This window comes from Thermosipho sp. 1074 (genome assembly GCF_001999655.1).
Taxonomy (GTDB): Bacteria; Thermotogota; Thermotogae; order Thermotogales; family Fervidobacteriaceae; genus Thermosipho; species Thermosipho affectus.
In genome coordinates, this window is record NZ_LBEX01000015.1 from 24,002 (window position 1) to 46,359 (window position 22,358).

The window sequence follows — 22,358 nt, forward strand, 5'->3', positions numbered from 1 at the left end:
ATATTTTTGAAAACGGACTATATTAAATCTCTCGAAACGTTTTACGTGGTAAATTACATACGTCACGATTTTTATACTCGTGGTATATCTGGTGTAAATTTTGAAAATGAAAAATGCATATCCTTTACAGAAAAATTGAAAAATGGCGATGTAAAATTGGTAAAATATAAGGTTTTGGATACAAAAGACGGTATGTTTTTAAAAAGGGAAGTACAAGGTCTGGGAAACTACCTTGGTCCATTTAAAACGACTCTTTCATTTAAAAACGCCGCAACTATAGTATACATCCAAACTTACAGGGGAAGGTTTGTACTTCCAAAAGAGCCTCTTAAGTTTAAAATAAAAAAAATCTTAGTCTCCTTTTAAGCTGTACACATATGCTAGTACTTCTGCAACTGCTCTGTAGAATTTCTCTGGAATTTCGTCTCCCACCTCTACGTTAAAATACAACTCCCTTGCAAGTTTTGGATTTCTAAAGACAGGTATGTTATTTTCCCGTGCAATTTTTTTTATCTTTTCTGCTATATTATCCACACCTTTTGCAACAACAATTGGTATCTCCATTTCATCTACTTCATATTTTATCGCAACGGCATAGTGTGTAGGATTGGTGACCACCACAGTAGCCTCGGGAACTTCTTGCATCATTCTATGCATAGAATATTGCATCATAATCTCCCTTTGCTTTCTTTTTACTTCTGGATTTCCTTCAACTTCTTTGAATTCCTCTTTAACCTCTTGTTTTGTCATTCTTATATTCTTTTCATATTCGTACCTTGAATAAAAATAATCGGCTACTGATACAATAAAGAGTGCTATACCACACTTTATCAAAAGCTCAAACGTTATATTCCAAATAAGTAGCACGCCCTCTAAAACACTCGTATCTGTTGCAAGCAACAACTTATTCCAATTGACTTTCACTACCAAAAATCCTACATATCCCACTATAACCAACTTTAAAATGGACTTTAAAAGTTCAAATAACGAACGCAATGAAAACATCCTCTTCAAACCACTGATGGGATTTATCTTTGAAAAATCAAGTTTTAAAGATTTGAACGTAAATAAAAACCTTGTTTGTAAACTTCCAACAAAAATTCCCGTTACCATTACTATTGCAACAAAGATTATCAAATCAACAATTAACCCTTTAAACGCATCAAATGTGTATATTCCCAAATCGTTGATAGTCAACGTATCATAGGAGGGTAATTGTGCAAAAAAGGATATAGCAGATTCTAATCCCAGTATAATTCCCCTGCCTAAAAATGCAAAACCAATCACCGCCGCCAAGAATGTAAAACCAGAGGTAAGTTCCCTTGAAACTGGAACTTGGCCTTCTTCTCTTGCCTTTTGTCGCCTTCTTGGAGTTGCCTTTTCCGTCTTATCTGAATCGGCAAATAGCTGTATATCTATCCTGAAAGAAAATGCTGCAGGGTTTTTTCTAAAAGAACTGTCAACTTTGCAGAAGTCTCCGCCCATAACGGCACCATCCCCAAAAATATTAAAAAAACCAATATGCTTTTTAGTGGTATTCCCACCATAAATACATTCATTTGCGGTACCAACCTTGAAAGAATCCCCAAAAGCACGTTTACTATAAACATATAGCCTATAACTGGGAGTCCTATCTTTAATGCCACAAAAAATAATTCTATAAATTTTGACGTTATAAACTTAACAAAACCAAAATCCAAAAAATCCAAGTTAAGTGGAAACACTTTAATAGAGTCCACAACCGCTTCGTATATTAACAAATGCCCATTTAAAGAGATAAACACAAAAATTGCAAGAAGAAATATAAGTTGCCCTATTATGGGACTTTCTTCCATAGTTGGATCCATAGAAGTAGCAAGCCCAAAACCAGACTCTATACCCAACAATTCCCCTGCAACGGCAAATGCTCCAAAAATCATATATGCCAGTAATCCAATCGCAAAACCCACAATGAAGTTATTTAAAAGGGAAAGTACTATATGAAGAACAGGAGTATCTAGTGCTATAACACTTTCCTGTGGAAGCAGTGAATATGAAAATGCAAGCACAAGAAAAGCCTTTACTGTGGAAGGAATAAACCTTCCTGACAGTAAAGGCGAAATTACAAAAATCCCAGTTATTCTACTTATTAGCATTCCCCAATTTAAAAATTGAGTCTCTACAAATTGATATAAATCCATTATCCTCCTATTTTAAACCAATTTGCTATACTTTTCAATTGTTCAGAGACCAAATCAATAGCTTTAACTGTTTCGTGTAATCTTTGGGAAAATTCCTCTAATTTTGACATATTCTCGTTAACCATCGCTAATTTATTCACCGCTTCTGAAACCGTATTTGTAGATCTTTCTGAGATATATACCATCTCGTTAAATACTTCTTTTGCTTGCTCTAAAACTTCCGATACCGTCTTTGTGGTTCCCGCAAGTTTTTGGATACGCTCAATTACAATTTGGAAACCTTGAGAAAATTCTTCTTTTGTCTTTGAAAGGGCTGAAAAATTATTCTTTGAATCTTCATATACCTTGTTTAAACCACTGAGATTTTGTGTGTATTCTTCCATATCCTTTACAAGTTTTTTTGAAATATCGTTTATCTCTATAGATAACTTCATAATCTCATCTGCAACTACCGCAAAACCCTTTCCCGCTTCTCCGGCCCTTGCCGCTTCTATTGCGGCATTAAGTGCAAGTAAATTTGTCTGATTTGCAACATTTTGTATCTTTGATATCTCGCTAGTAACCCTGTTAAATTGCCCTATAGTTTGGTTAATATAACTGTTAAATTTTTCCATGGCATCTAGCGACCTTGTTATACTGTTATCCATTTCCTTTACAAGTTTTGTATTATCATCTAGCCTTTCCTCCGTATCTATTATATCATTAACCAACTCTTCTAATGTATTTTCTACATTTTCTATAGATTGTTTTGCACCTTCTGTTGTACTTTTTAGGTTATCAAACTCATCTAAAATATCAGTGGTATTTTTAGAGAAAACCTCTATAGTACTTGAAAACTCCCTGGAGGTCTTTTCCAATATATTGCTCAATTCTTCTAAGCCATCTACACGAGAAACAAGCCTATTTGAATTTGAAAGAAGATTTTGTGCAAAATCTTTAAACCTTTCAGAAAGATTTTTTAAAGAGTCCATCATAACTTTAAATTCTCCAGAAACCTTCACACCGTCAAAGCTTTCAAATCTTCCCTCGGATAATCTTTCAATAACCGTCTTTGAATGTTCAAGTGCTTTTGAAAGCTGATCTGTTATAACAAATATCAAAATCACACTTATAACAAGAACAACAACAACCAATAAAATTGTTTTTTTCACAATAATAGAATTGTCAATCTTTAAATTAATCGAAACATTTGGTTTTTCAAGTTTTGGAACAACAAATGGTTTGGGTTTTGGCAATTCAACACTTGTATCAATAGCCTTAAATGGAATAGCAACTTCTATTTCACCTATCTTCTTTCCAAGGTATTTAAATTCACCTACTTTTGCAAAATAGGTATCTTTCAAAATTTCAATTATATTACCTTTTAACTTTCTTAAAGGCTCTCCTACAAGTCTTTTACCATCTTCCCCTACCTTTGTGGTTATAAGCGCTTTACCATTTACATACAACGTGATCTCTGCATTTGAAACGGATTTTATTTCATCTAAAAATTTATTGTCCATCTTATCAACAAATACAACAAAACCATTTACCGTGTTACCAAGTATGGGGTGCATTACGGGAACAATGACAATTGAATACAAAAAATTATCATACGGAAAAATCAAAGAACGATAAAAAACAGACTTTGCAGAAATTATACTTGAAAAATTTTCTTCAAGTTCCCTAATGTATGGCGGTTTTTTGTAAAAACTTACATTTGCACCTGATGAAACGGATTTTGCATATTCTACTATGTATTTTCCATTGTATTTTGTATACAATCTACTTTTAATCTTTGGCTTTTTTTCATCTATTGTCCAAAGTGCAGCATATTCAACAGAAAATTTTTCTATAAAGGGAAATAAAAGGGATTTTCTTTCAGTTAACGACAAATCTTTGTCATTTGCGGCATTTACAGTCTCCTTTAAAGATGCCGCAATTTGTGCACCTGTTAAAAGTTGTTCTGTCCTTTCCTTTATTAAATTTACAACCGTATCAAATGTGAAATTCACTTGATTTTCAAGCGCCTTTTCGTAAACTTCATTAAAAGATTTTTGTATCTTTTTTTCTTGTTCTCTCACCGTTTCACTTAATCTTTTCGTATATTCCTCTGATTGTTTCAAAAGTTCATCTTTGAAACTATCAATGTACGATTCATATTTTGAAATAACGTTTTTTTCAACGTATAAAGATATGTCTTTTTGCAAATTTTCGATCTGAGAATTTACCCCTCTGATATTGAAATACGTAACCAAGAATACTGGAACCGTTACCAAAATTATTGCAAACAAAACTATTTTTACCCTAAAAGACATATTTTCACTCCTTAAATTTCTTTAACAAGTTCAGAAATTATTCTTACAATCATTCCTCCTGTTTTATTTGCAACTTCTAATACTTCTTCTGCTGTAAGTGGTTTTAAATCATCATGTACCGCTTTATCTGTAATAGCGGATACACCAAGAACCTTTAAACCGCCGTGATTTGCAACAATAACTTCTGGAACAGTTGACATACCTACGGCATCTGCACCCATCCATCTCAACATCTTTAATTCAGCGGGAGTCTCAAAATTTGGCCCCGATACTGCAACATATACACCTTCGTAGAATGGTATATTAAGTTTTTGTGCAATCTCAATAGCCTTTTTTCTCAAATCTTTATCGTATGCATTTGACATATCTGGAAATCTTGGACCCCATTCTTCTACGTTAGGACCAATCAACGGATTATCTCCCATCATGTTTATGTGATCGGTAATAAACATAGGTCTTCCAATCTCAAATTCTGGATTCATTCCACCTGCCGCATTTGTTACTATCAATACTTCTACACCCAAAAGTTGCATAACCCTTATTGGGAAGGTTACGGTCTTCATATCGTATCCTTCATAATAATGGAATCTTCCATTCATTAACATAACATCTTTACCATTGAGTTTTCCAAATATAAGTTCACCCTTGTGTCCTGGCGCAGTTGATATGGGAAAACCCGGAATATCCTTGTATGAAAATTTCTTTGGATTTTCAATACTATCCGCTATCCCATGTAAACCAGAACCAAGGATTATGGCAATCTGTGGTATAGAATCAATGTGTTCCTTCAAAAAAGCTACCGCTTGATTTACTCTTTCAATGTATTCTTTCATCGTTTTGACCCTCCTTTTTATTTTATACATTGATAATTATATCATAAAAAAAGCGGCTATACAGCCGCTTATTCCTCTTATTCTTCTATTATATAGACTAAATCTCCTGTTTTTAAAAGTGCCGCATTTGCTTCATCTGTATCTACGTGAAATTCCAAAGCGTATTTCTCACTAACCCTTATAAGCACATCATCAAAAATTAATCTTCTTCCTTCTTTTTCGACTAACACTTTTACAATATCTTTATCTTTTACACCGTATTTTTCAGCATCACTTGTGTGCATGTGTATGTGTCTTTTTGCAATTATTACCCCTTTTTCTTTTATAACACTACCTTTTGGTCCCACTATAACTATTCCTGGAGTTCCTTCTAAATCTCCAGAATCTCTTACAGGTGGTCTAACTCCTATTTTAAACGCATCTGTAAGGGAAATTTCAACTTGTGTTTCTTTTCTTTCGGGGCCAAGTACTCTTACCTTCTCAATTGCACCTTTTGGTCCTACAATAATTACCGTTTCTTGACATGCAAATTGGCCGGGTTGCCCTAGGTCTTTAATAGGTGTAAGTTTGTAATCTTTACCAAAGAGTATTTTCACATCTTCCCTTGAAAGGTGCACATGTCTGTTACTAACACCTGCTACAATTCCAGGTTGTTTTAAATTCATTTTATCCCTCCTCTTTTCGGCTTAAGCAATCTATCCCTAACAACTACCTTAATTTTTTCTGGAACTGTAACTTTTATTGTAAATGGTCCCCTTTTAATGTTCAAAAAGCCCAAACCAGCTATTACTACCTCTTTCTCCTCATCTACTTCAAATATGTGTGTTACAAAATTTTCATCTATATCTTGCTTTTTACACGGCGGAATTAGAAGATCCCCTGCCCTCTTTTTCATTAACTCATCTGCCTTTTCTTTCTTTGTTTCATGAAAAGTTACCTTCTCAGGTGCGAAAATCTGGAAAATAGGCTTTTTTTTCGTTTTAAATTCCACCTCTATTTTACAAAATGCACTTACCAACACTGCTCTACTTTCGTCTATTTTAAAGGTTTTTCTTGTAAAAGACTTTGTATTTAAAATTTTTGCCTGACATTCTACAGAAAGTAAATCTGTTACTCTATCGTTTGTTAATATTCCAGGTGTGTCAAATAAATTTACATCAAAGACTTTTCTTTTTATTATCCCCAAAGTCGTACCCGGAAATGGGGAAATAGTTGGTTTTGCTTCTGTAAAATGCGAAAGTAACGATGACTTTCCAACATTTGTAACACCCAAAATTAAGATATCTTCCCTTAGACTTCTTAAAAATTTTTCAAACTTTCTCAACCCAAATTTATTTTTACTACTTAACAAAAATATACGCTCAGAAGAGCAACCAAACTTGTTTTTTAACCATTCTTGAGCTTCAATAGATGAAAGTGATTTTGGCAAAAGGTCAAACTTTGTAACGGCAAAATATACTTCTTTTCCGTTTAATTTTTTCATTATTTCCTTTCGAAAAGTACCTTCAAAATCCGTTATATCAACAACGTATATTACCTTTTTAAAATCCTTTAAAATTTCATCTAATTTATCCAAAAATATTTCCTCTTCAACCGGTACACTCAACTTTCCATAATGGATCATTTTATAACAGCGCTGGCAGAGCGGTTCTTTTTCTTCCAACAGCACATGTTCTGGTATATATCCAGGTTTTTTTGGATCTTTAAATTGCAATTCAACTCCACAACCTCTACACTTCATCGTTAACCTCCTATATAAAGCTTTACCATAACAAATGTAAATCCAACTAAACTAGTCAAAAGATAAGGTTTAAACGCCCACTTTATATATTCACCAAATGAAAATTCTCTACCTATTTGTTTTGAAAGTAAATTAACCCCCACAATATTCTGAACGGCACCAAGTGGCGTAAGGTTAGTGGCAAGATTTGCGCTTACCGCATATATCCACCAAAAAGAAGGTGAAAAACCGGCATTCACCAAAATCTTTATAACAGGTGCAATAATCAAAGTTCCTGGAACAGCACTAAGCCAAGGAATTGCAATTGAAGTAAAGGCAAATATTGCAAGAAGCGAGTAAAATAGATGTCCAGAAAGTGGTAAAAACATATTTGCAAGTAGGCGTGTAATACCCACTTCTTCAAGTGCATATGACAAAATGTAAAGCCCTGCATAGAAAAATAAAGTATCCCAATCTATCTCATTACTTATATCATTAAAATTCTTCTTGTGAAACAGTATCACAGCTACCGCTCCAAGTAATGCAACAAATGAAAGATCAACCTCTACTACTTGATGAAGACCAAAAAGGGAAAGTACTATAAGAAAAACTAATAGTGTAAATCTCAAAGACTTTTTATCCGTAATAGCCATTGTTTCATCAATATCTGAAAGCTTTTCAAGTTTTTCTTCAACATCTTTATCAACTACTGTATATTTTTTAAACAAAAGCATAGTAATAGCAAATGAGATTATGGTAATCAATCCCATGTTTTTAATAAAATCATTAAAACCTAAACCGCTTACTGAACCAAGCACAAGGTTTAAAGGGCTACCAATCAATGTAGACATTCCACCAATATTGTCTATAAAGATGGTTAGCATTAAAAACGGAATGGGATTTAAGCCAAGTGAATCTGTAATAAGAAAGATCATAGGGGCTATAAGGATTATCGTAACAAGGTTATCCAAAAAAGCAGAAGATACAGCTACTAAAATCATCAACCCAGTTATGGTCAAAAAAAACCTCTTGCCACCTATTTTTACCACACGTATAGCCAAAAACTGAAAAAGACCCGTTTTTTTCAAAAACTCCACTATAACGGTCATTCCCGCAAGAAGACCTAATGTGTTAAAATCTACTACTCTACTAATATTCTCCGGTTCTAATCCCTCAATAAGCTTAAGTGCGGAAACTAAAATCGCCAACCCAAAAACTATAGGCGCCTTATACTTTTTACCGAAAATAATATACCCATATGCAATTATTACAATAGATAATGCAAATACCTTTTCCACAAGTCCACCTCCCTATCACATTTTTTATTATAACTCTAATTTTTACACTTTCTTGTTAAAAATTATATAAATTTATATTTTAACTTCTTTTCTTTTTTTCCTTTTCTATTAACATTTGTGAAAAAAATCAATATATTAAATATTCCAAATCTTATCACCTAAAATGGAAAATATTACGGTTTGCAAAATCATTACTTATATTAGAAAATAAAAATGAAGAAACTAAAAAGGGGTGATAAAATGGCAAAAGTTTCTAATATGGTCTTGTTGAACAAACCCGGTGAAAAGATACTCCTTTTAGGTAACCATGCAATAGCAAGAGGAGCACTTGAAGCAGGCATAGCGCTCTTTGCTGCATACCCTGGAACTCCTAGTTCCGAACTAACGGATACAATGGCAGCGGTAGCAAAAGATGCAGGCGTTTATATGGAATACTCTACAAACGAAAAAGTGGCATTCGAAACGGCTTTATCTGCTGCATGGAGTGGTCTTCGCGCGATGACTGCTATGAAACATGTGGGGTTAAACGTTGCTGCAGATTCATTTATGAGTGCCGTAGGAATGGGAGTAGAAGGTGGATTTGTTATAATGGTTGCAGATGATCCAAGCATGTGGTCCTCACAAAATGAGCAAGATACAAGGGTTTTTGGGAAATTTGCAAATGTTCCAGTATTGGAACCCTGTAGTGTTCAAGAAGCAAAAGATCTTACAAAATACGGTTTTGAAATTAGTGAAAAGTACAAACACATGGTAATTCTCAGAACAACAACTAGGTCTTCACACATGAGGGGAGATGTAGTATTAGATAAGCTACCTGATGAAATAGTAAACAAAATAAGAAGAGTTGGAAAATTTGAAAAAGATCCAAAAAGGTTTGTCGATATACCCGCACATTCTAGAACGTTTCATCCAAAAATTCTTGAAAACATAGAAAAAATTAGAGAAGAATTTAACAACTGTCCATTCAACAGAATAGAAGGTGATGGAAAGGTAGGAATCATTACATCAGGTCTTTCATATGCATATGTAAAAGAAGCTATCTCCTGGCTGGGAATAAACAACGTAAAAGTTCTTAAACTTTCAACTCCATATCCCGTTCCATTTGGACTTGTGGAAAAGTTCTTAGAAGGACTTGAAAAAGTATTAATAGTTGAAGAGCTTGAACCAGTTGTCGAAGAACAGATAAAATTGTGGGCATATGATAAAGGTTCCACCATTCCTATATATGGCAAAAATATTGTACCAAGAACATACGAAATGGATACAAAACGTGCAGTAAAAGCTATTTCGAAATTTTTAAACATCGACACGCCCATTGATTTTAACGCACTAGAAGAAAAATACAAAGAAATAAGCTCAATGCTTCCACCAAGACCACCTTCATTGTGTCCCGCATGTCCACACAGAAATTCGTTTTTTGCAATTAACAAAGCTACAAGAAAAAATGCAATTTTTCCAAGTGATATAGGATGTTATACCTTAGGTGTATTGCCACCTCTTAGTGCCGTTGACACAACAGTTGCAATGGGTGGATCAATTGGGATAGCACATGGACTTAGCGTATCACTAAATGGTGCAACAAATGAAGAAATATACAATAAAAAAGAAGTAATTGTTGCAACAATAGGAGATTCTACCTTTTATCATACGGGACTTCCCGCAATAGCAAATGCCATATACAATAGATCAAACATACTGGTGGTAATTGTAGACAACGAAATTACAGCTATGACTGGTGATCAACCAAATCCAGGTACTGGAGATACCCCACATGGACCTGGAAAAAGAATCCCCATTGAAGATGTGGTAAAGGCTATGGGGGCAGATTTCGTCGAAGTAGTAAATCCGTACAACATAAAGAAAACAACCGAAGTAATCAAAAAAGCATTGGATGTAGACGGTGTTAGTGTTGTTGTATCAAGACAAGTGTGTGCTTTACATAGGGTAAGTCAAGCAAGAAAGAAAAAACAAAAATTACCCACATTTAGGGTTAATCCAGATAAATGTACAGGTTGTAAAGTATGTGTCACCACATTTGGATGCCCTGCAATATTCTGGGATAGTGAAAATAACAAGGCAAAAATTGATCCTACCATGTGTTGGGGTTGTGGAAGCTGCGCACAAATATGTCCATTTGGAGCCTTTGAACTTGTAAAGGAGGCGAAATAATGGTTAAAGAATACAATATAGTTATTACAGGTGTAGGAGGACAGGGAATACTAACAGCTGCAAACCTACTTGGATGGGCCGCACTAAAAGAAGGCTACAAAGTTAGAGTAGGAGAAGTACACGGAATGAGCCAAAGATTCGGTAGCGTTATATCTTATGTAAGGTTTGGCGAAAATGTCTACGGTGCAATGGTACCAGAAGGAAAGGCAGATGTGATAATATCATTTGAACCAGTAGAAGCATTAAGATATATCAATTACTTAAAAGAAGGTGGTCTTGTATTTACAAATTCCAGACCCATTCAACCTGTACAAGTATCAATGGGACTTGCAAAATACCCTTCACATGAAGAAATTAAAGATATCGTAGAAAAAAATTTTAACGCAAAATATTTAAGTTTTGATGCAGAAAGCCTTGCAAAAGAGGCGGGAAATATAATTACAACAAATGTGGTATTAATTGGCGCTTTAACATCAACACCAGACTTTCCACTCTCTTCCCAAACAATAAAGGAAGTAATTAAAGTTAGTGTTCCACCAAAAGCTGTAGATTTAAATATAAAGGCATTTGAATTGGGGTTAAGCAAAGCAAAAGAAATGTTATAAAATAACAAAAAATGAGTATAAAACCCCTTGCATCTTTTGCAGGGGGTTGTTCTTTTTTGCTTTCTAAGTTAAAATATAAAGCAAAATGTAAAATGAAAGGAGAGAATAAATGTATTTACTTTCTTCTATAATCTTTGGTATACTACTGGGTTCAAATGATTCCGCAAATATATTTGGTCCTTCTGTAGAAATGGGAATATTAAAATACAGAAAAGTTACCATAATTGCGGCTATTTTTACCTTTTTAGGTGCAATAATCGGTGGAGAAAATGGAATAAGAACTATAAGCACCTTTTCAAATATTGATATTTACAGTGCAACAATTTCCGTTATTTCAGCCGCAATTACCATGTTTATACTCTCAAAAATTGGCATTCCTTCGTCTTCTTCACAATCTATTGTTGGAGCAATAATTGGTATAAACTTATTAACCAATAATCTAAATACAAAACTTCTTTTAAAACTCTTTCTTGCCTGGATTTTTACACCCATTGGTGGGATAATCTTTACATACTTATTATATAAAACTTTATCTCCACTGTTTAATAAGATAAAATCGATACAAACAAGGGAGAAAATTATAATACTTTCAACATTAATCATAGGTTCATATGGCGCGTATTCTCTCGGCGCAAATAACGTTGCAAACATTACTGGGGTCTTTGCCAACAATATTGGTACTAAAAATGCAACGTTTGTAGGCGGCGTAAGTATGGCAATTGGGGCGCTACTTTCAAATAAAAAGGTTATGTACACTATAAGTAAAAAAATAATGGAATTAGATTATTTTTCCTCTGCTGTATCTTCACTTGGTCAAGCTATAACTGTGTGGATATACTCACTTGTTGGAATACCCGTATCCGTCTCCCAGGCCATTGTTGGCGCAGTCATAGGTGCAGGATACGCAAAGGGATCAAAGATAACAAACAAAAAAGTAATTATCCAAATATTCCTCACTTGGATTCTTACACCCACTTTTTCGGCGTTTATCTCAATTATTCTAAATTATCTTCTTAAAATTTCCATTTTTTAAATTTTCATCAAAAAATAAAATATGTTACTATATAGTAATTGTTAAAATAAATAAGAAATTGGGAGGTGGTGTAAATATTTATATACCTACTTCCAGCTGTTTTTTTTGGCTGGTCTCTTGGAGCAAATGATGCGGCGAATATATTTGGAACCGCAGTGTCAAATAGAATTATTAAATATCGAACTGCAACAGTAATTTCTGCAATATTTATAATAATCGGTGCAATTATTGGTGGAGAAAAAGGTATTTTAACTATTAGCAGTATTTCCGCAAGCGACTTAAAACTTGCTGCAATATCCGTACTTTCGTCTGCTATTACAATGACCACCATGACTTATATAGGTGTCCCTGTTTCTTCTTCCCAGGCAATAGTAGGTTCAATAATTGCAACTTCTTTAATAGAAGGTACAGTAAAATGGGGCATACTCTCAAAACTTTTTCTTGCGTGGTTTTTTACACCAATTGGTGGTATCTTTTTTAGTTATATATCGTATAAAATCTTTGCAAGGCCATTTAATAAAATAAAATCTATTTATGTAAAGGAAAAAGTTATATTTTTTGCAACATTAATAATAGGGGCATATGGTGCATACTCACTTGGTGCAAATAACGTTGCAAATATCACAGGGGTATTTGCAAATGCCATTGGAATTAAAAATGCCGCATTGTTAGGTGGAATAAGTATAGCATTGGGTGTTTTAACGTATAGTTACAAGGTAATGTACACAGTGGGTACACAAATAATAGAGCTTGATTATTATTCCTCTGCAATTGCGGTATTAGGCGAATCTATTACCGTATGGATCTACGCGCTGCTTGGTATACCCGTCTCAACATCGCAAGCAATAGTAGGGGCAGTTATAGGTGCAGGATATGCAAAGGGCTCGAGAATTTCAAGTAAAAAAATTATTTTCAAAATAGTTAGTGCTTGGATTAATACCCCTGTAATTGCAGGGGCTATAACTTTTCTGATATACTATTTAATGAGACTGGTATAAAAGGAGGAAAATAATATGAGTCTATTTTTTGGTAAAAAAGAGCAACTAGTAATTGAGTTATTTGAAAGTCATTTGGATTCCGTAGAAGATACCATAAAAAAATTGGTAGAACTTGTAAAGGAAAATGATATAGAAAAAAGAAAGGAGCTTGCCGAGGAAGTTAGAAAAATAGAATCACAGACAGATCAAATTAGAAGAAAAGCAGAACTTGAAATGTACTCCGGTGCATTTCTTCCAAACTTTAGGGGAGACCTTTTGGGTACCATTGAAGCACTAGATAGAATTGCAAACAAAGCAGAATCAGTAGCCGATGAGATAGATCTACAAAATCTAGTAATCCCACAAGAAATTAGAGAAAATATTATAGATCTCGTTGAAACATCTCTTGAAACCTATAAAGCCTTAAAAAAAGCCGCAAAAAAGATGTTTAAAGATTTTGATAAAGCAAGTGAGATGATAATAGAAACGGAAAAGTTCGAACATAAAACAGATGATATAGAAAGGGAAACAATAAGAAAGATATTTAATCTTGATATATCACTTGCGGAAAAAATACAATTAAAAAAGCTAGTACACAGAATAGCTGACATATCCGATACTTCAGAAGATGTCTCAGATAGAATCCAAATAATACTTTACAAAAGAAAAGTATGAGACATTTGAGGAGTAAAATTGATTAGTAAAAAAAACATTACAAAAGAAATTTTATCTTTAAAAGAAAATATCAAAGAACATTGTAAAATTTTCCATATAGAAAAAAATGAAGTATTACACTCACCACATGAAAAATTGGAACAAATAAGTGTTGTTTTAAAGGGAAGACTAAAAGTTGTAAAATTTACATCAGAAGGAAATGAACAAGTTGTAAAATATATAAGTGAAATGGAAAGCTTTGGTGAAGGGCTAATATTTGCTGGTGAATTTTATCCATCCTTTATAATCTCCGAAAAGAAATCAGAAATAATGGAAATCTCTAAGGAAGGAATTTTATTTTTGTTAAAAAATAACGAAGAATTCCTTATTACTTATTTGAATGAAATATCAAGAAAAATGGTAAATTTATCAAATGTAATAGATATACTCATTATTAAATCTGTAAAAGAACGGATAATAAAGTACTTCTCACTACTACATAAAACTCAAAACAGTGATGTAATATTTTTTAAGTCAAAACAAAAAATAGCAAATGATATCGGTAGCGTAAGAGAAGTTGTTTCAAAAAAGATTAAAGAACTAGAAAAAGAGGGGATAATAAAGATAATAGATAAAAATCACATTAAAATCATAAATAAAAGGCTTTTTGAATAAAACCGTGATTGAAATCACGGTTTTATTTTCTTGTGTAAAATATAATGAAATTAGAAAAATTTATAAAAGGAGTGATTTAATGAACACTATAATTTTAATCGTCATAGCAATACTATTTTTAACTTGGTCAATATTTAAAAGTAAAGAAAAAACAAAAGAAAGCCTTATCTTATCAAAAAATCTCCTTATAAAGACATTTATCGAAATAATAGGAGTTATGGCATTAGTTGGTCTAGTTTTGGCAATATTACCACCAGAACTCATAAAGCAACTACTTGGAAATTCAAATGAATTTTTAAGCACGCTTTATGGAGCAATTATAGGGGCCTTAACTATAATACCCGCTTTTATAGCCTTTCCACTATCCAAATCACTTTATCAAAGTGGTGCTAACTTAACTGCAATTGCTGCATTCATAACCACACTAACAATGGTAGGTTTTGCAACTATGCCAATAGAAACAAAGTATTTTGGAAAAAAATTTACACTACATAGGTTATGGTTAAGTTTTGTTGCTGCAATATTAATAGCCTCAGGTATGGCGGTGATATTGTGATTAAATTAATAAAAAACAATAAATTAATATTTATTAGTATATTTCTCTATACTATAGCATTTTTTGTAAAACCATCGATATTTTACAAAGGTTTGGAAATGACAAAAGGATTTCTTATAGAAATGCTAGAAGTTATGCCACCCATTCTTATAATATCTTCACTAATAACAGTATGGGTACCTTCAGAAATTATAATGAAACACTTTGGAAAAAAATCTGGGATAAAGGGTAAACTCTTATCAATATTTACAGGTGCAATATCGGCAGGTCCAATATACGCGGCTTTTCCCATTGCACAAGCTCTATTTTTCAAAGGGGCAAGTATTGCAAATTTAGTGATAATTATTAGTTCATGGGCAGTAGTTAAAATCGTAATGTTTATGGTCGAATCAAGCTTTCTTGGACTATCTTTTGCACTAACAAGATATATATTAACAATACCGGCTATTTTACTGATGGGATACATTATGGAAAAATTAGTTAAAAGAGAAGACATTTTAAATGAAATCTCAAACAACAATTACACGTATAAAAACATAAAGGAAGTATTACACGATTTACCAAACATGGATTGCGGTGCCTGCGGATATGCAAATTGCAAAGCTTTTGCAAAAGGAGTTTTAAATAAAGAAGTTACAATTGATGATTGTGTTATCAGAAAAAACGCAAAAAAAATAGCATAAGTCCAGTTCCAAGTGGAACTGGACTTTTAATAATTATTCACCTACTGTAAATTTAACAAATCTTGAAACTTTGATATTTTCTCCTATCTTTGCAATTGCTTCTTTTATCATATCCTCAACTGTCTTTTCTTCATCAAATGCAAATTTTTGTTCGTAAAGACAATTTTCCTCAAAGAATTTGTTTAATTTTCCTTCAATTATTCTTTCAATAACATTTTCTGGTTTTCCAGAATCTTTGAGTTGTTCTCTGTAGATATCCTTTTCTTTTTCGATAACCTCTTGTGGTACTTCTTCTCTTTTTACCCATCTTGGTGACATTGCAGCAATGTGCATTGCTATTTTGTTTCCAAGTTCTTGGAATTCTTCTGTTCTTGCAACAAAGTCTGTTTCACAATTTAATTCCACCAAAACTCCTATTCTTTTGTTAAAATGTACATAAGATGCAATTATACCTTCTCCTGTTTCCCTTGATGCCTTTTTTGCAGCCTTTGCAATACCCCTTTTTCTTAAGACCTCTATGGCCTTTTCTATATCTCCGTTTGACTCTTCTAGTGCCTTTTTACATTCCATCATTCCAGCACCCGTTCTATCTCTAAGCTCCTTAACAAGTTTTGCACTAATCATACTTTCTCCTCCTTTATATATTTTTAGAAGATATTTTCCACCCATTCTCATATACCATCAAATACTTTATACCTACCTCTTCTAAAATTTCATACACCTTTTCTATTCCCCTTCCCACATGTTCTACTTTATGGGCATCGGAACCTATTGTAACATATTTTCCACCAAGTTTCTTAAAGAGTTTTAAAATATCAATTGAAGGATTTGGCTCACCATATCTAAAAATACCAGCAGTATTAACTTCGATTGTTTTTCCCTTTTCAAGTACAAGTCTTAACACATCTTCAATAATTGGATAAAGCTTTTTAGAAAAAGGTTCAAAACCCTCAGAAAACCTCCTTGGAAAATCAAGATGCCCTAGTACGTGAAAATCGTCTATTTTCTTTACAAATGTGTATAAATCCAAAAGATACTTCTCATATACCTTTTGTCTATCTTTTTCATCATATCTCTTATGATTTGAGAGAATAACAAAATCAAATTCCTTTAAATCTATATCAATCTTTCCTTTTCCGTCCCATCCAAATTCCACACCTATTGGTAAATTCCTTTTTCTCATCTCTCTTTTATACACTTCCACATCAAATTTAAAACTTTCCTCACCATCCACTGCTTCATAGTGATCCGTTATTATTATACTCAAATTTCCAGCCATACTTAGTATATCATCTATAGAAGATGTGGAATCTGCGGAAAAGTTACTGTGTAAATGGTAATCTATCATTTCTTTCCACCTGCAATATTTACTAACCACTTAAAAATTGGATGAGGTGTTCCAACCTTTGATTTGTATTCTGGATGGTACTGTACTCCCAAGAAAAATGGATGATCTTCCAATTCCACAGCCTCAACAAAATCTGATTTTGCAGAAATCGTTAATTTATAACCCTCATTACCAGGTAATTTAAATATATCTGAAAATGATTCGGCATCAACTTCGTATCTGTGTCTATGTCTTTCGTATATTACTAATTGGTTGCCGTATATTTTGCTCAAAAGTGTGTTTTCTAAAACATTTGTCTTTTGAGCTCCAAGCCTCATAGTACCACCTAGTTTTAAAATTTCTTTTTGAGATTCCATCATATTAACCACGGGATACGGTGTATTTGGATCAAATTCTGTGGAATTTGCCCCTTCGTATCCTCCGACGTTTCTTGCAAATTCAATTGCCATAAGTTGCATACCAAGGCATATTCCAAGAATGGGTTTTTTATTCTCACGCGCATACTTTATCGCCTTTATTTTACCTTCTATTCCCCTTCTTCCAAACCCTCCTGGTATAATTAACGCATCAAAACCATCAAGGTAATCTTTTACCTGTTCATCTGTCATATCTTCAAGTTCTTGTGCATCTACAATCACGGGTTTTTGAGCACCAGAAAGGTATACAGATTCAATTATACTTTTGTATGCATCATCTGTACCAAGGTATTTTCCTACAATTCCTATTTTTAAAAGCTCAAATGATTTTGGATAACTCCAAGAAAAATTATCTTTAATATCCAAGTCCAATTTTTCAGAAATAAGATTATGTAAATTTAACGAGTGAAGTACCACTGGTACCTCGTATACATTTGATACATCTGGGAGATTTATCACCCTATTTTTTGGTACACCACTAAACAGAGCTACTTTAAATAAACTATTTGCATCAATGGGCATTTCCGTCCTAACTATTATAGTGTCAGGGTGAATACCTATTTTCCTTAAAAGCTGAACAGATTGCTGAGTGGGTTTGGTCTTAAACTCATTTGTGGTTCTAAGATACGGAACATACGTTACATGTACGAAGTGGAAATTTTCCCTTCCCACTTCAAAGGCAAGTTCTCTTACCGCTTCTAAAAACACTTCACCCTCTATATCTCCAACTGTTCCCCCTATTTCTATTACCAAGAGTTCTCCATCCATTAACTTAATTCTATCTTTAATTTCAGATGTGACATGAGGTACTATTTGAACGGTGGAACCCAAATACCTTCCATCCCTTTCACGTTGGATAACGGAAAAGTATATCTGCCCCGCCGTAATATTATTTTTTCTTGAAACGTTTATTCCCAAAAATCTTTCATAATGTCCCAAATCAAGGTCTGCCTCATAACCATCGTCTGTAACAAATACTTCACCGTGCTGATTTGGATTCATAGTCCCCGCATCTACATTTAAGTAAGGATCTATCTTTAATATATTAACATCTATACCACTATCTTTTAAAATCCTGGCAAGAGATGCGGAAAAAATTCCCTTTCCTATTCCACTTAATACACCACCAGTAACCACAATAAATTTTTGAGGCATATTATCCCTCCTTTTAGTAAAATTTTACTATTTTTTGTTATATTTCGTGTTTCTTTAAAGTTACAGCTTTTCTTTTTTTGTGGTATCATATATTTGGAAACGTTCCAAACACGAAAAGAGGTGAATTCATATGAAAAAATCCATAATTTTGGCAATAGGAAATGAACTAGTCGAGGGAATAATACTAGATACAAACTCAAAATATATATCAAGAAAGTTATTAGATTTTGGATACAAAACTATAGCTATAAAAACACTTCCAGATGACATGAAAATATTGGTAGAAGAAATTAAAAGTTCCTTAAAAAAAGCAGATTTATTAATAACAACTGGAGGTTTAGGTCCTACAGAAGATGATCTAACAAGAGAGGCAGTTTCCAAAGCCATTGGAAAAAAGCTCGTATTTTCAGATAAAATATACAAAAGCATATTAGAAAAGGTAAAAAAATTTCACAGAGAAGTGCCAGAAAATGTAAAAAAACAAGCATGGGTAATAGAAAGTGCAAAGGTAATAGAAAATCCCGTCGGAACAGCACCTGGACAAATAATTGATAATATAATTATTCTTCCAGGCCCCCCTGTTGAAATGAAACCTATTTTCGAAGAAGCGTTAAACCATATAAAAAAAGGTGAAAAAATATATCAAAGAAGGGTTAAATTTTTGGGTATTCCAGAGGCCGTATTGGTAGAAAAATACAAAGATATAATATACAAACACGATATCAACGTTGCAACAATGGCAAGTCATATCACAGGTGTGGAATTAAGGTTTACCGGTGAAAGAAAAAAAGTAGATGAAATAGTAAATTTACTTAAGGAAAAATTATCCGATTATATTTACGCATTTGACGACAAAACAATAGAAGAAGTGGTCTTTGAAAAATTGGGAGATAAAACTGTCTCCTTTGCAGAATCTTGTACAGGTGGATTGATTTCCTCAAAGTTTGTTAGTCTACCTGGTGTTTCAAAAGTATTTAAAGGCGCAATTGTAGCATATTCAAATGAAGTAAAGGAAATTGTTTTAAATGTAAGTAAAAATACCCTTAAAACTTTTGGAGCTGTAAGTAAAGAATGCGTAACTGAAATGGCAAAAGGGGTATGTAAGATTCTAAATAGCGATTATTCCGTCTCGGTATCTGGTATAGCAGGACCCACAGGTGGTACCAAGGAAAAACCCGTAGGGACTGTTTGGATTTGTGCCTACGATAGACAAAAAGATGTTTATCTTACAAAAAATTTTCTCTTTAGGGGAAATAGACAAATAATAAGGGAAAAATCTTCACTCTACGCATTAAATCTACTAAGGAGGATTATAGAATGAAAAAGAAAAATATTACCATAAAAGATGTGGCAAAAAAAGCAGGTGTTGGTGTGGGAACTGTTTCGCGGGTTATAAATAACAGTCCGCACGTTAACCCAAGAACTAAAGAACATGTATTAAAAATTATACAGGAAATGGGTTACATGCCAAATCCTCATGCAAGAAGGCTTTCAAGTGGACACACAAAGATAATAACCACTATCTTTCCACAGATGGTTGGTGAATTTCACCAACTTTTGCTTTCTGGAATAGATGAAGTATTTGAAAAAGAAGGATATACTTCCTTTGTATATCCACTTTACAGTGAAAATAGATATAAATTTGTAAGGGAAAGCTCTGATTTTGTGCTTGGTACCGACGGAGTAATAATTGATGCGCTAAATGTTGACAAGCTCTTAAAACAGTATATCCCAAAAAATGTACCCGTTGTTTCGGTGGAATTTGATTCGCAAAAGTACGATTCTGTAATATTGGATAATTTCTACGGTGGAATGATAGCAGGAGACTATCTATCTAATTTTGAAGGTGATTTATTTATAGTAACACACGATAGAAAAACAAAATTAGAAAGTACCGTCTTTGAAGAAAGGGTAAGTGGATTTATCGAATCAATAGAAAGAAAAGGAAGAAAAGTAGCAAAAATATTTAAAATAGATCTCGATTGGCTTGAAGCAATTAAAGTTGCAAAAGCTGTTTTTTCCATTTCAAAAAAACCCCTTATATTTGCAACAACAGATTACTTTGCATTCCCGGTAATAGAATTTGCAAGGATAAAAGGACTTGAACCTAAAGAAGACTTTTTTCTCTGTGGATTTGATAATCTTACTTTATCCAGCATATTAAATATTACCACCATAAAACAACCTATAAAGAAAATGGGAAAAACTGCAGGTGAAATGTTATTAAGAAAAATAAAGGGATATAGCAGAAAAAGACAAACAGTTGCCTTTAAACCTGAATTAATAGAAAGAAATACATAAGGAGGAATATTATGAAAAAAGGTGATTTTATTTGGATATTTACATTTCTTCTAATAATTTTTCTTTTAATCTTTCTCCATGACTATTATATAGCTTTAAATAGATCCCATCCATACTTTATGGGATTTTTAAAGGTATCCATACTTGCAACTATGGGAGAAGTACTATCTTTGAGATTACAAAGAAAAAGATATACAAAACCATACGGATTAATATACAGATTTATTATATGGGGATTTCTAGGTATGTGTTTTGTACTTGTATTTGAATTATTTTCAAGTGGCACGTATATTGTTATGGAAAAAGGACTTCTTCCAGGAAAAAATAAATTCCTTCACGCATTTTTTACCAGCACACTGATGAACCTTATATTTGCTCCAACTTTTATGGCATTTCATAGAATAACCGATACCTACATAGACTTGGGAAAAGGAAGAATAAAAGAAATATTTTCCGTAAAATTTAGTGATGTTATAAATACAATTGACTGGAATAAATTTTTTGGTTTTGTTGTTCTAAAAACTATACCGTTTTTTTGGATTCCAGCCCATACTATTACATTCTTACTACCAGCAGAATACAGGGTATTAACAGCTGCAATGCTCTCTATTGCACTGGGAGTGTTGTTATCCATACGAAAGGGGTAATACTGTGCTTAAATTGAAACCCATGCATTTTACAGATTTTATAGATGCACCTGTTGAAAAGGTATACAAAACGTTTGTAAATGAAAACGGATGGGATCCATGGTTTACAGATGGCATGAAAATGGAATTAAAAGACGGTGGAAAGATATTCTTTAGATGGGAAAGATTAACAGGTGAAGAGGTTATTGATAGGGGATACACTATTGAAATAATTCCAAACAAGTTATGGGAATTCTGGTGGTATGAATACGAAGACGGATTTAGATCAAAAGTTACTATAAAGTTTCAAAAGAACTTAGACAGTGGAACTTGGATAAGTATAACGGATAATACCATTGTTAAAAGCATGGAAGAAATAGACATTAGATACGGTTGTGCATTTGGATGGGGACAGATGCTCATACTCGCAAAGGCATATATAGAACAAAATATAATACTACTTCGGTAAGTATTTTGGAAAGTTTATATACTACATATAGTTCTTTGGAAAGATTTATACACTATATATTGATTTCTAACCACATGGTAAGAAATTTACTTTCCAATTTGTAGAATTTCTTACCACTAAAAAATCACGAACAATCGTCTTTTATCGTATATAATAAGAAAAACAAAAACTTACCACCAAAAACCTTATTTTATAAGTATTTATCTTCTTCTTACCAAAGACTGGTAACTTACCATTTAGAAAATTGGAAAGTTACAAATTAAGAAATAGCAACAATTTACAAGCCTTTTTTCAAAATAACTTTCCAATTTTCACCCTTATATTATTATTATTAATAAGAAAATATAAAGAAAGGATGAAAAA

Annotated in this window: 23 protein-coding genes; 13 read left to right on the forward strand and 10 right to left on the reverse strand. The window is 33.1% G+C overall.

The features are described 5' to 3' along the window. Window positions 1-6 precede the first annotated feature (6 nt). On the forward strand, window positions 7-366 hold the full coding sequence (locus tag XO08_RS04330; protein ID WP_077287378.1) for a hypothetical protein: 360 nt from the start codon (window positions 7-9) through the stop codon (window positions 364-366). Here the strand turns inward: XO08_RS04330 and flhB are convergent. The 7 genes from flhB to XO08_RS04365 all read right to left on the reverse strand — a co-directional run bounded on the left by flhB (window position 352) and on the right by XO08_RS04365 (window position 8,328). Next, complete coding sequence (gene flhB, locus XO08_RS04335; RefSeq protein WP_075665812.1) at window positions 352-1,485, reverse strand: flagellar biosynthesis protein FlhB; 1,134 nt, start codon at window positions 1,483-1,485, stop codon at window positions 352-354. The genes XO08_RS04330 and flhB overlap by 15 nt on opposite strands. Next, entirely contained in the window at window positions 1,416-2,180 is a 765-nt protein-coding gene (fliR, locus tag XO08_RS04340; protein WP_075665813.1) for a flagellar biosynthetic protein FliR, read from the reverse strand. The genes flhB and fliR overlap by 70 nt, the downstream gene beginning before the upstream one ends. Beyond that, a complete protein-coding gene (locus tag XO08_RS04345) occupies window positions 2,180-4,477 on the reverse strand; it encodes a methyl-accepting chemotaxis protein (protein WP_075665814.1) in 2,298 nt (765 codons plus the stop codon). The genes fliR and XO08_RS04345 overlap by 1 nt, the downstream gene beginning before the upstream one ends. An 11-nt stretch (window positions 4,478-4,488) precedes the next feature. Then, entirely contained in the window at window positions 4,489-5,310 is an 822-nt protein-coding gene (locus tag XO08_RS04350; RefSeq protein WP_077287380.1) for a purine-nucleoside phosphorylase, read from the reverse strand. A gap of 77 nt (window positions 5,311-5,387) precedes the next feature. After that, window positions 5,388-5,975, reverse strand: a complete 588-nt coding sequence (gene pduL / locus XO08_RS04355; RefSeq protein WP_075665816.1) for a phosphate propanoyltransferase — start codon at window positions 5,973-5,975, stop codon at window positions 5,388-5,390. Then, window positions 5,972-7,051 (reverse strand): ribosome biogenesis GTPase YqeH, encoded by a 1,080-nt coding sequence (gene yqeH / locus XO08_RS04360; RefSeq protein ID WP_075665817.1) that lies wholly within the window; start codon window positions 7,049-7,051, stop codon window positions 5,972-5,974. Before yqeH ends, pduL begins: the two co-directional genes overlap by 4 nt. A gap of 2 nt (window positions 7,052-7,053) precedes the next feature. Continuing rightward, window positions 7,054-8,328, reverse strand: coding sequence for an SLC13 family permease (locus XO08_RS04365; RefSeq protein WP_077287382.1), 1,275 nt, complete (start codon window positions 8,326-8,328; stop codon window positions 7,054-7,056). Between the two features lie 240 nt (window positions 8,329-8,568). Here XO08_RS04365 and iorA point away from each other — a divergent pair, with 240 nt between their 5' ends. The 8 genes from iorA (at window position 8,569) to XO08_RS04405 (ending at window position 15,680) form a co-directional block, all read left to right on the forward strand. After that, window positions 8,569-10,497: an indolepyruvate ferredoxin oxidoreductase subunit alpha gene (iorA, locus tag XO08_RS04370; RefSeq protein ID WP_077287384.1), complete on the forward strand. Its 1,929-nt coding sequence runs from the start codon at window positions 8,569-8,571 to the stop codon at window positions 10,495-10,497. Then, complete coding sequence (locus tag XO08_RS04375; protein ID WP_075665820.1) at window positions 10,497-11,102, forward strand: indolepyruvate oxidoreductase subunit beta; 606 nt, start codon at window positions 10,497-10,499, stop codon at window positions 11,100-11,102. Before iorA ends, XO08_RS04375 begins: the two co-directional genes overlap by 1 nt. A 109-nt stretch (window positions 11,103-11,211) precedes the next feature. Then, window positions 11,212-12,135, forward strand: a complete 924-nt coding sequence (locus tag XO08_RS04380; RefSeq protein WP_077287386.1) for an inorganic phosphate transporter — start codon at window positions 11,212-11,214, stop codon at window positions 12,133-12,135. 80 nt (window positions 12,136-12,215) lie between these two features. Further along, the gene (locus XO08_RS04385; RefSeq protein ID WP_077287388.1) at window positions 12,216-13,133 is read left to right on the forward strand and encodes an inorganic phosphate transporter; all 918 of its coding nucleotides are present in this window, start codon (window positions 12,216-12,218) and stop codon (window positions 13,131-13,133) included. A gap of 15 nt (window positions 13,134-13,148) precedes the next feature. Beyond that, window positions 13,149-13,787, forward strand: coding sequence for a TIGR00153 family protein (locus XO08_RS04390; RefSeq protein WP_075665823.1), 639 nt, complete (start codon window positions 13,149-13,151; stop codon window positions 13,785-13,787). An 18-nt stretch (window positions 13,788-13,805) separates the two neighbouring features. Then, window positions 13,806-14,441, forward strand: a complete 636-nt coding sequence (locus XO08_RS04395) for a Crp/Fnr family transcriptional regulator (protein ID WP_198022704.1) — start codon at window positions 13,806-13,808, stop codon at window positions 14,439-14,441. 79 nt (window positions 14,442-14,520) lie between these two features. Then, window positions 14,521-14,997 carry a permease gene (locus XO08_RS04400; protein ID WP_075665824.1) on the forward strand — a complete coding sequence of 159 codons (477 nt, stop codon included), beginning with the start codon at window positions 14,521-14,523 and terminating at the stop codon, window positions 14,995-14,997. Further along, a complete protein-coding gene (locus tag XO08_RS04405) occupies window positions 14,994-15,680 on the forward strand; it encodes a permease (RefSeq protein ID WP_198022705.1) in 687 nt (228 codons plus the stop codon). The genes XO08_RS04400 and XO08_RS04405 overlap by 4 nt, the downstream gene beginning before the upstream one ends. Before the next feature lie 33 nt (window positions 15,681-15,713). On the opposite strand, the gene tsf is transcribed toward XO08_RS04405, so the two are convergent. From tsf to XO08_RS04420, 3 genes are read right to left on the reverse strand one after another with little or no spacing between them, the layout of a single operon-like run. Further along, window positions 15,714-16,304 (reverse strand): translation elongation factor Ts, encoded by a 591-nt coding sequence (gene tsf, locus XO08_RS04410; RefSeq protein WP_075666706.1) that lies wholly within the window; start codon window positions 16,302-16,304, stop codon window positions 15,714-15,716. A 13-nt stretch (window positions 16,305-16,317) separates the two neighbouring features. After that, window positions 16,318-17,028 carry a PHP domain-containing protein gene (locus XO08_RS04415; RefSeq protein WP_077287390.1) on the reverse strand — a complete coding sequence of 237 codons (711 nt, stop codon included), beginning with the start codon at window positions 17,026-17,028 and terminating at the stop codon, window positions 16,318-16,320. Continuing rightward, window positions 17,025-18,599, reverse strand: coding sequence for a CTP synthase (locus XO08_RS04420; protein ID WP_077287392.1), 1,575 nt, complete (start codon window positions 18,597-18,599; stop codon window positions 17,025-17,027). Before XO08_RS04420 ends, XO08_RS04415 begins: the two co-directional genes overlap by 4 nt. A gap of 130 nt (window positions 18,600-18,729) precedes the next feature. Between XO08_RS04420 and XO08_RS04425 the strand changes: the two genes are divergently transcribed. From XO08_RS04425 to XO08_RS04440, 4 genes are read left to right on the forward strand one after another with little or no spacing between them, the layout of a single operon-like run. Continuing rightward, window positions 18,730-19,920: a competence/damage-inducible protein A gene (locus XO08_RS04425; RefSeq protein ID WP_077287395.1), complete on the forward strand. Its 1,191-nt coding sequence runs from the start codon at window positions 18,730-18,732 to the stop codon at window positions 19,918-19,920. Next, window positions 19,917-20,900, forward strand: a complete 984-nt coding sequence (locus XO08_RS04430; protein ID WP_075665829.1) for a LacI family DNA-binding transcriptional regulator — start codon at window positions 19,917-19,919, stop codon at window positions 20,898-20,900. Before XO08_RS04425 ends, XO08_RS04430 begins: the two co-directional genes overlap by 4 nt. Before the next feature lie 11 nt (window positions 20,901-20,911). Then, window positions 20,912-21,547, forward strand: a complete 636-nt coding sequence (locus XO08_RS04435) for a hypothetical protein (protein ID WP_075665830.1) — start codon at window positions 20,912-20,914, stop codon at window positions 21,545-21,547. 4 nt (window positions 21,548-21,551) lie between these two features. Then, window positions 21,552-21,995 carry an SRPBCC domain-containing protein gene (locus XO08_RS04440; protein WP_077287397.1) on the forward strand — a complete coding sequence of 148 codons (444 nt, stop codon included), beginning with the start codon at window positions 21,552-21,554 and terminating at the stop codon, window positions 21,993-21,995. The last annotated feature ends 363 nt before the right edge of the window (window positions 21,996-22,358 follow it).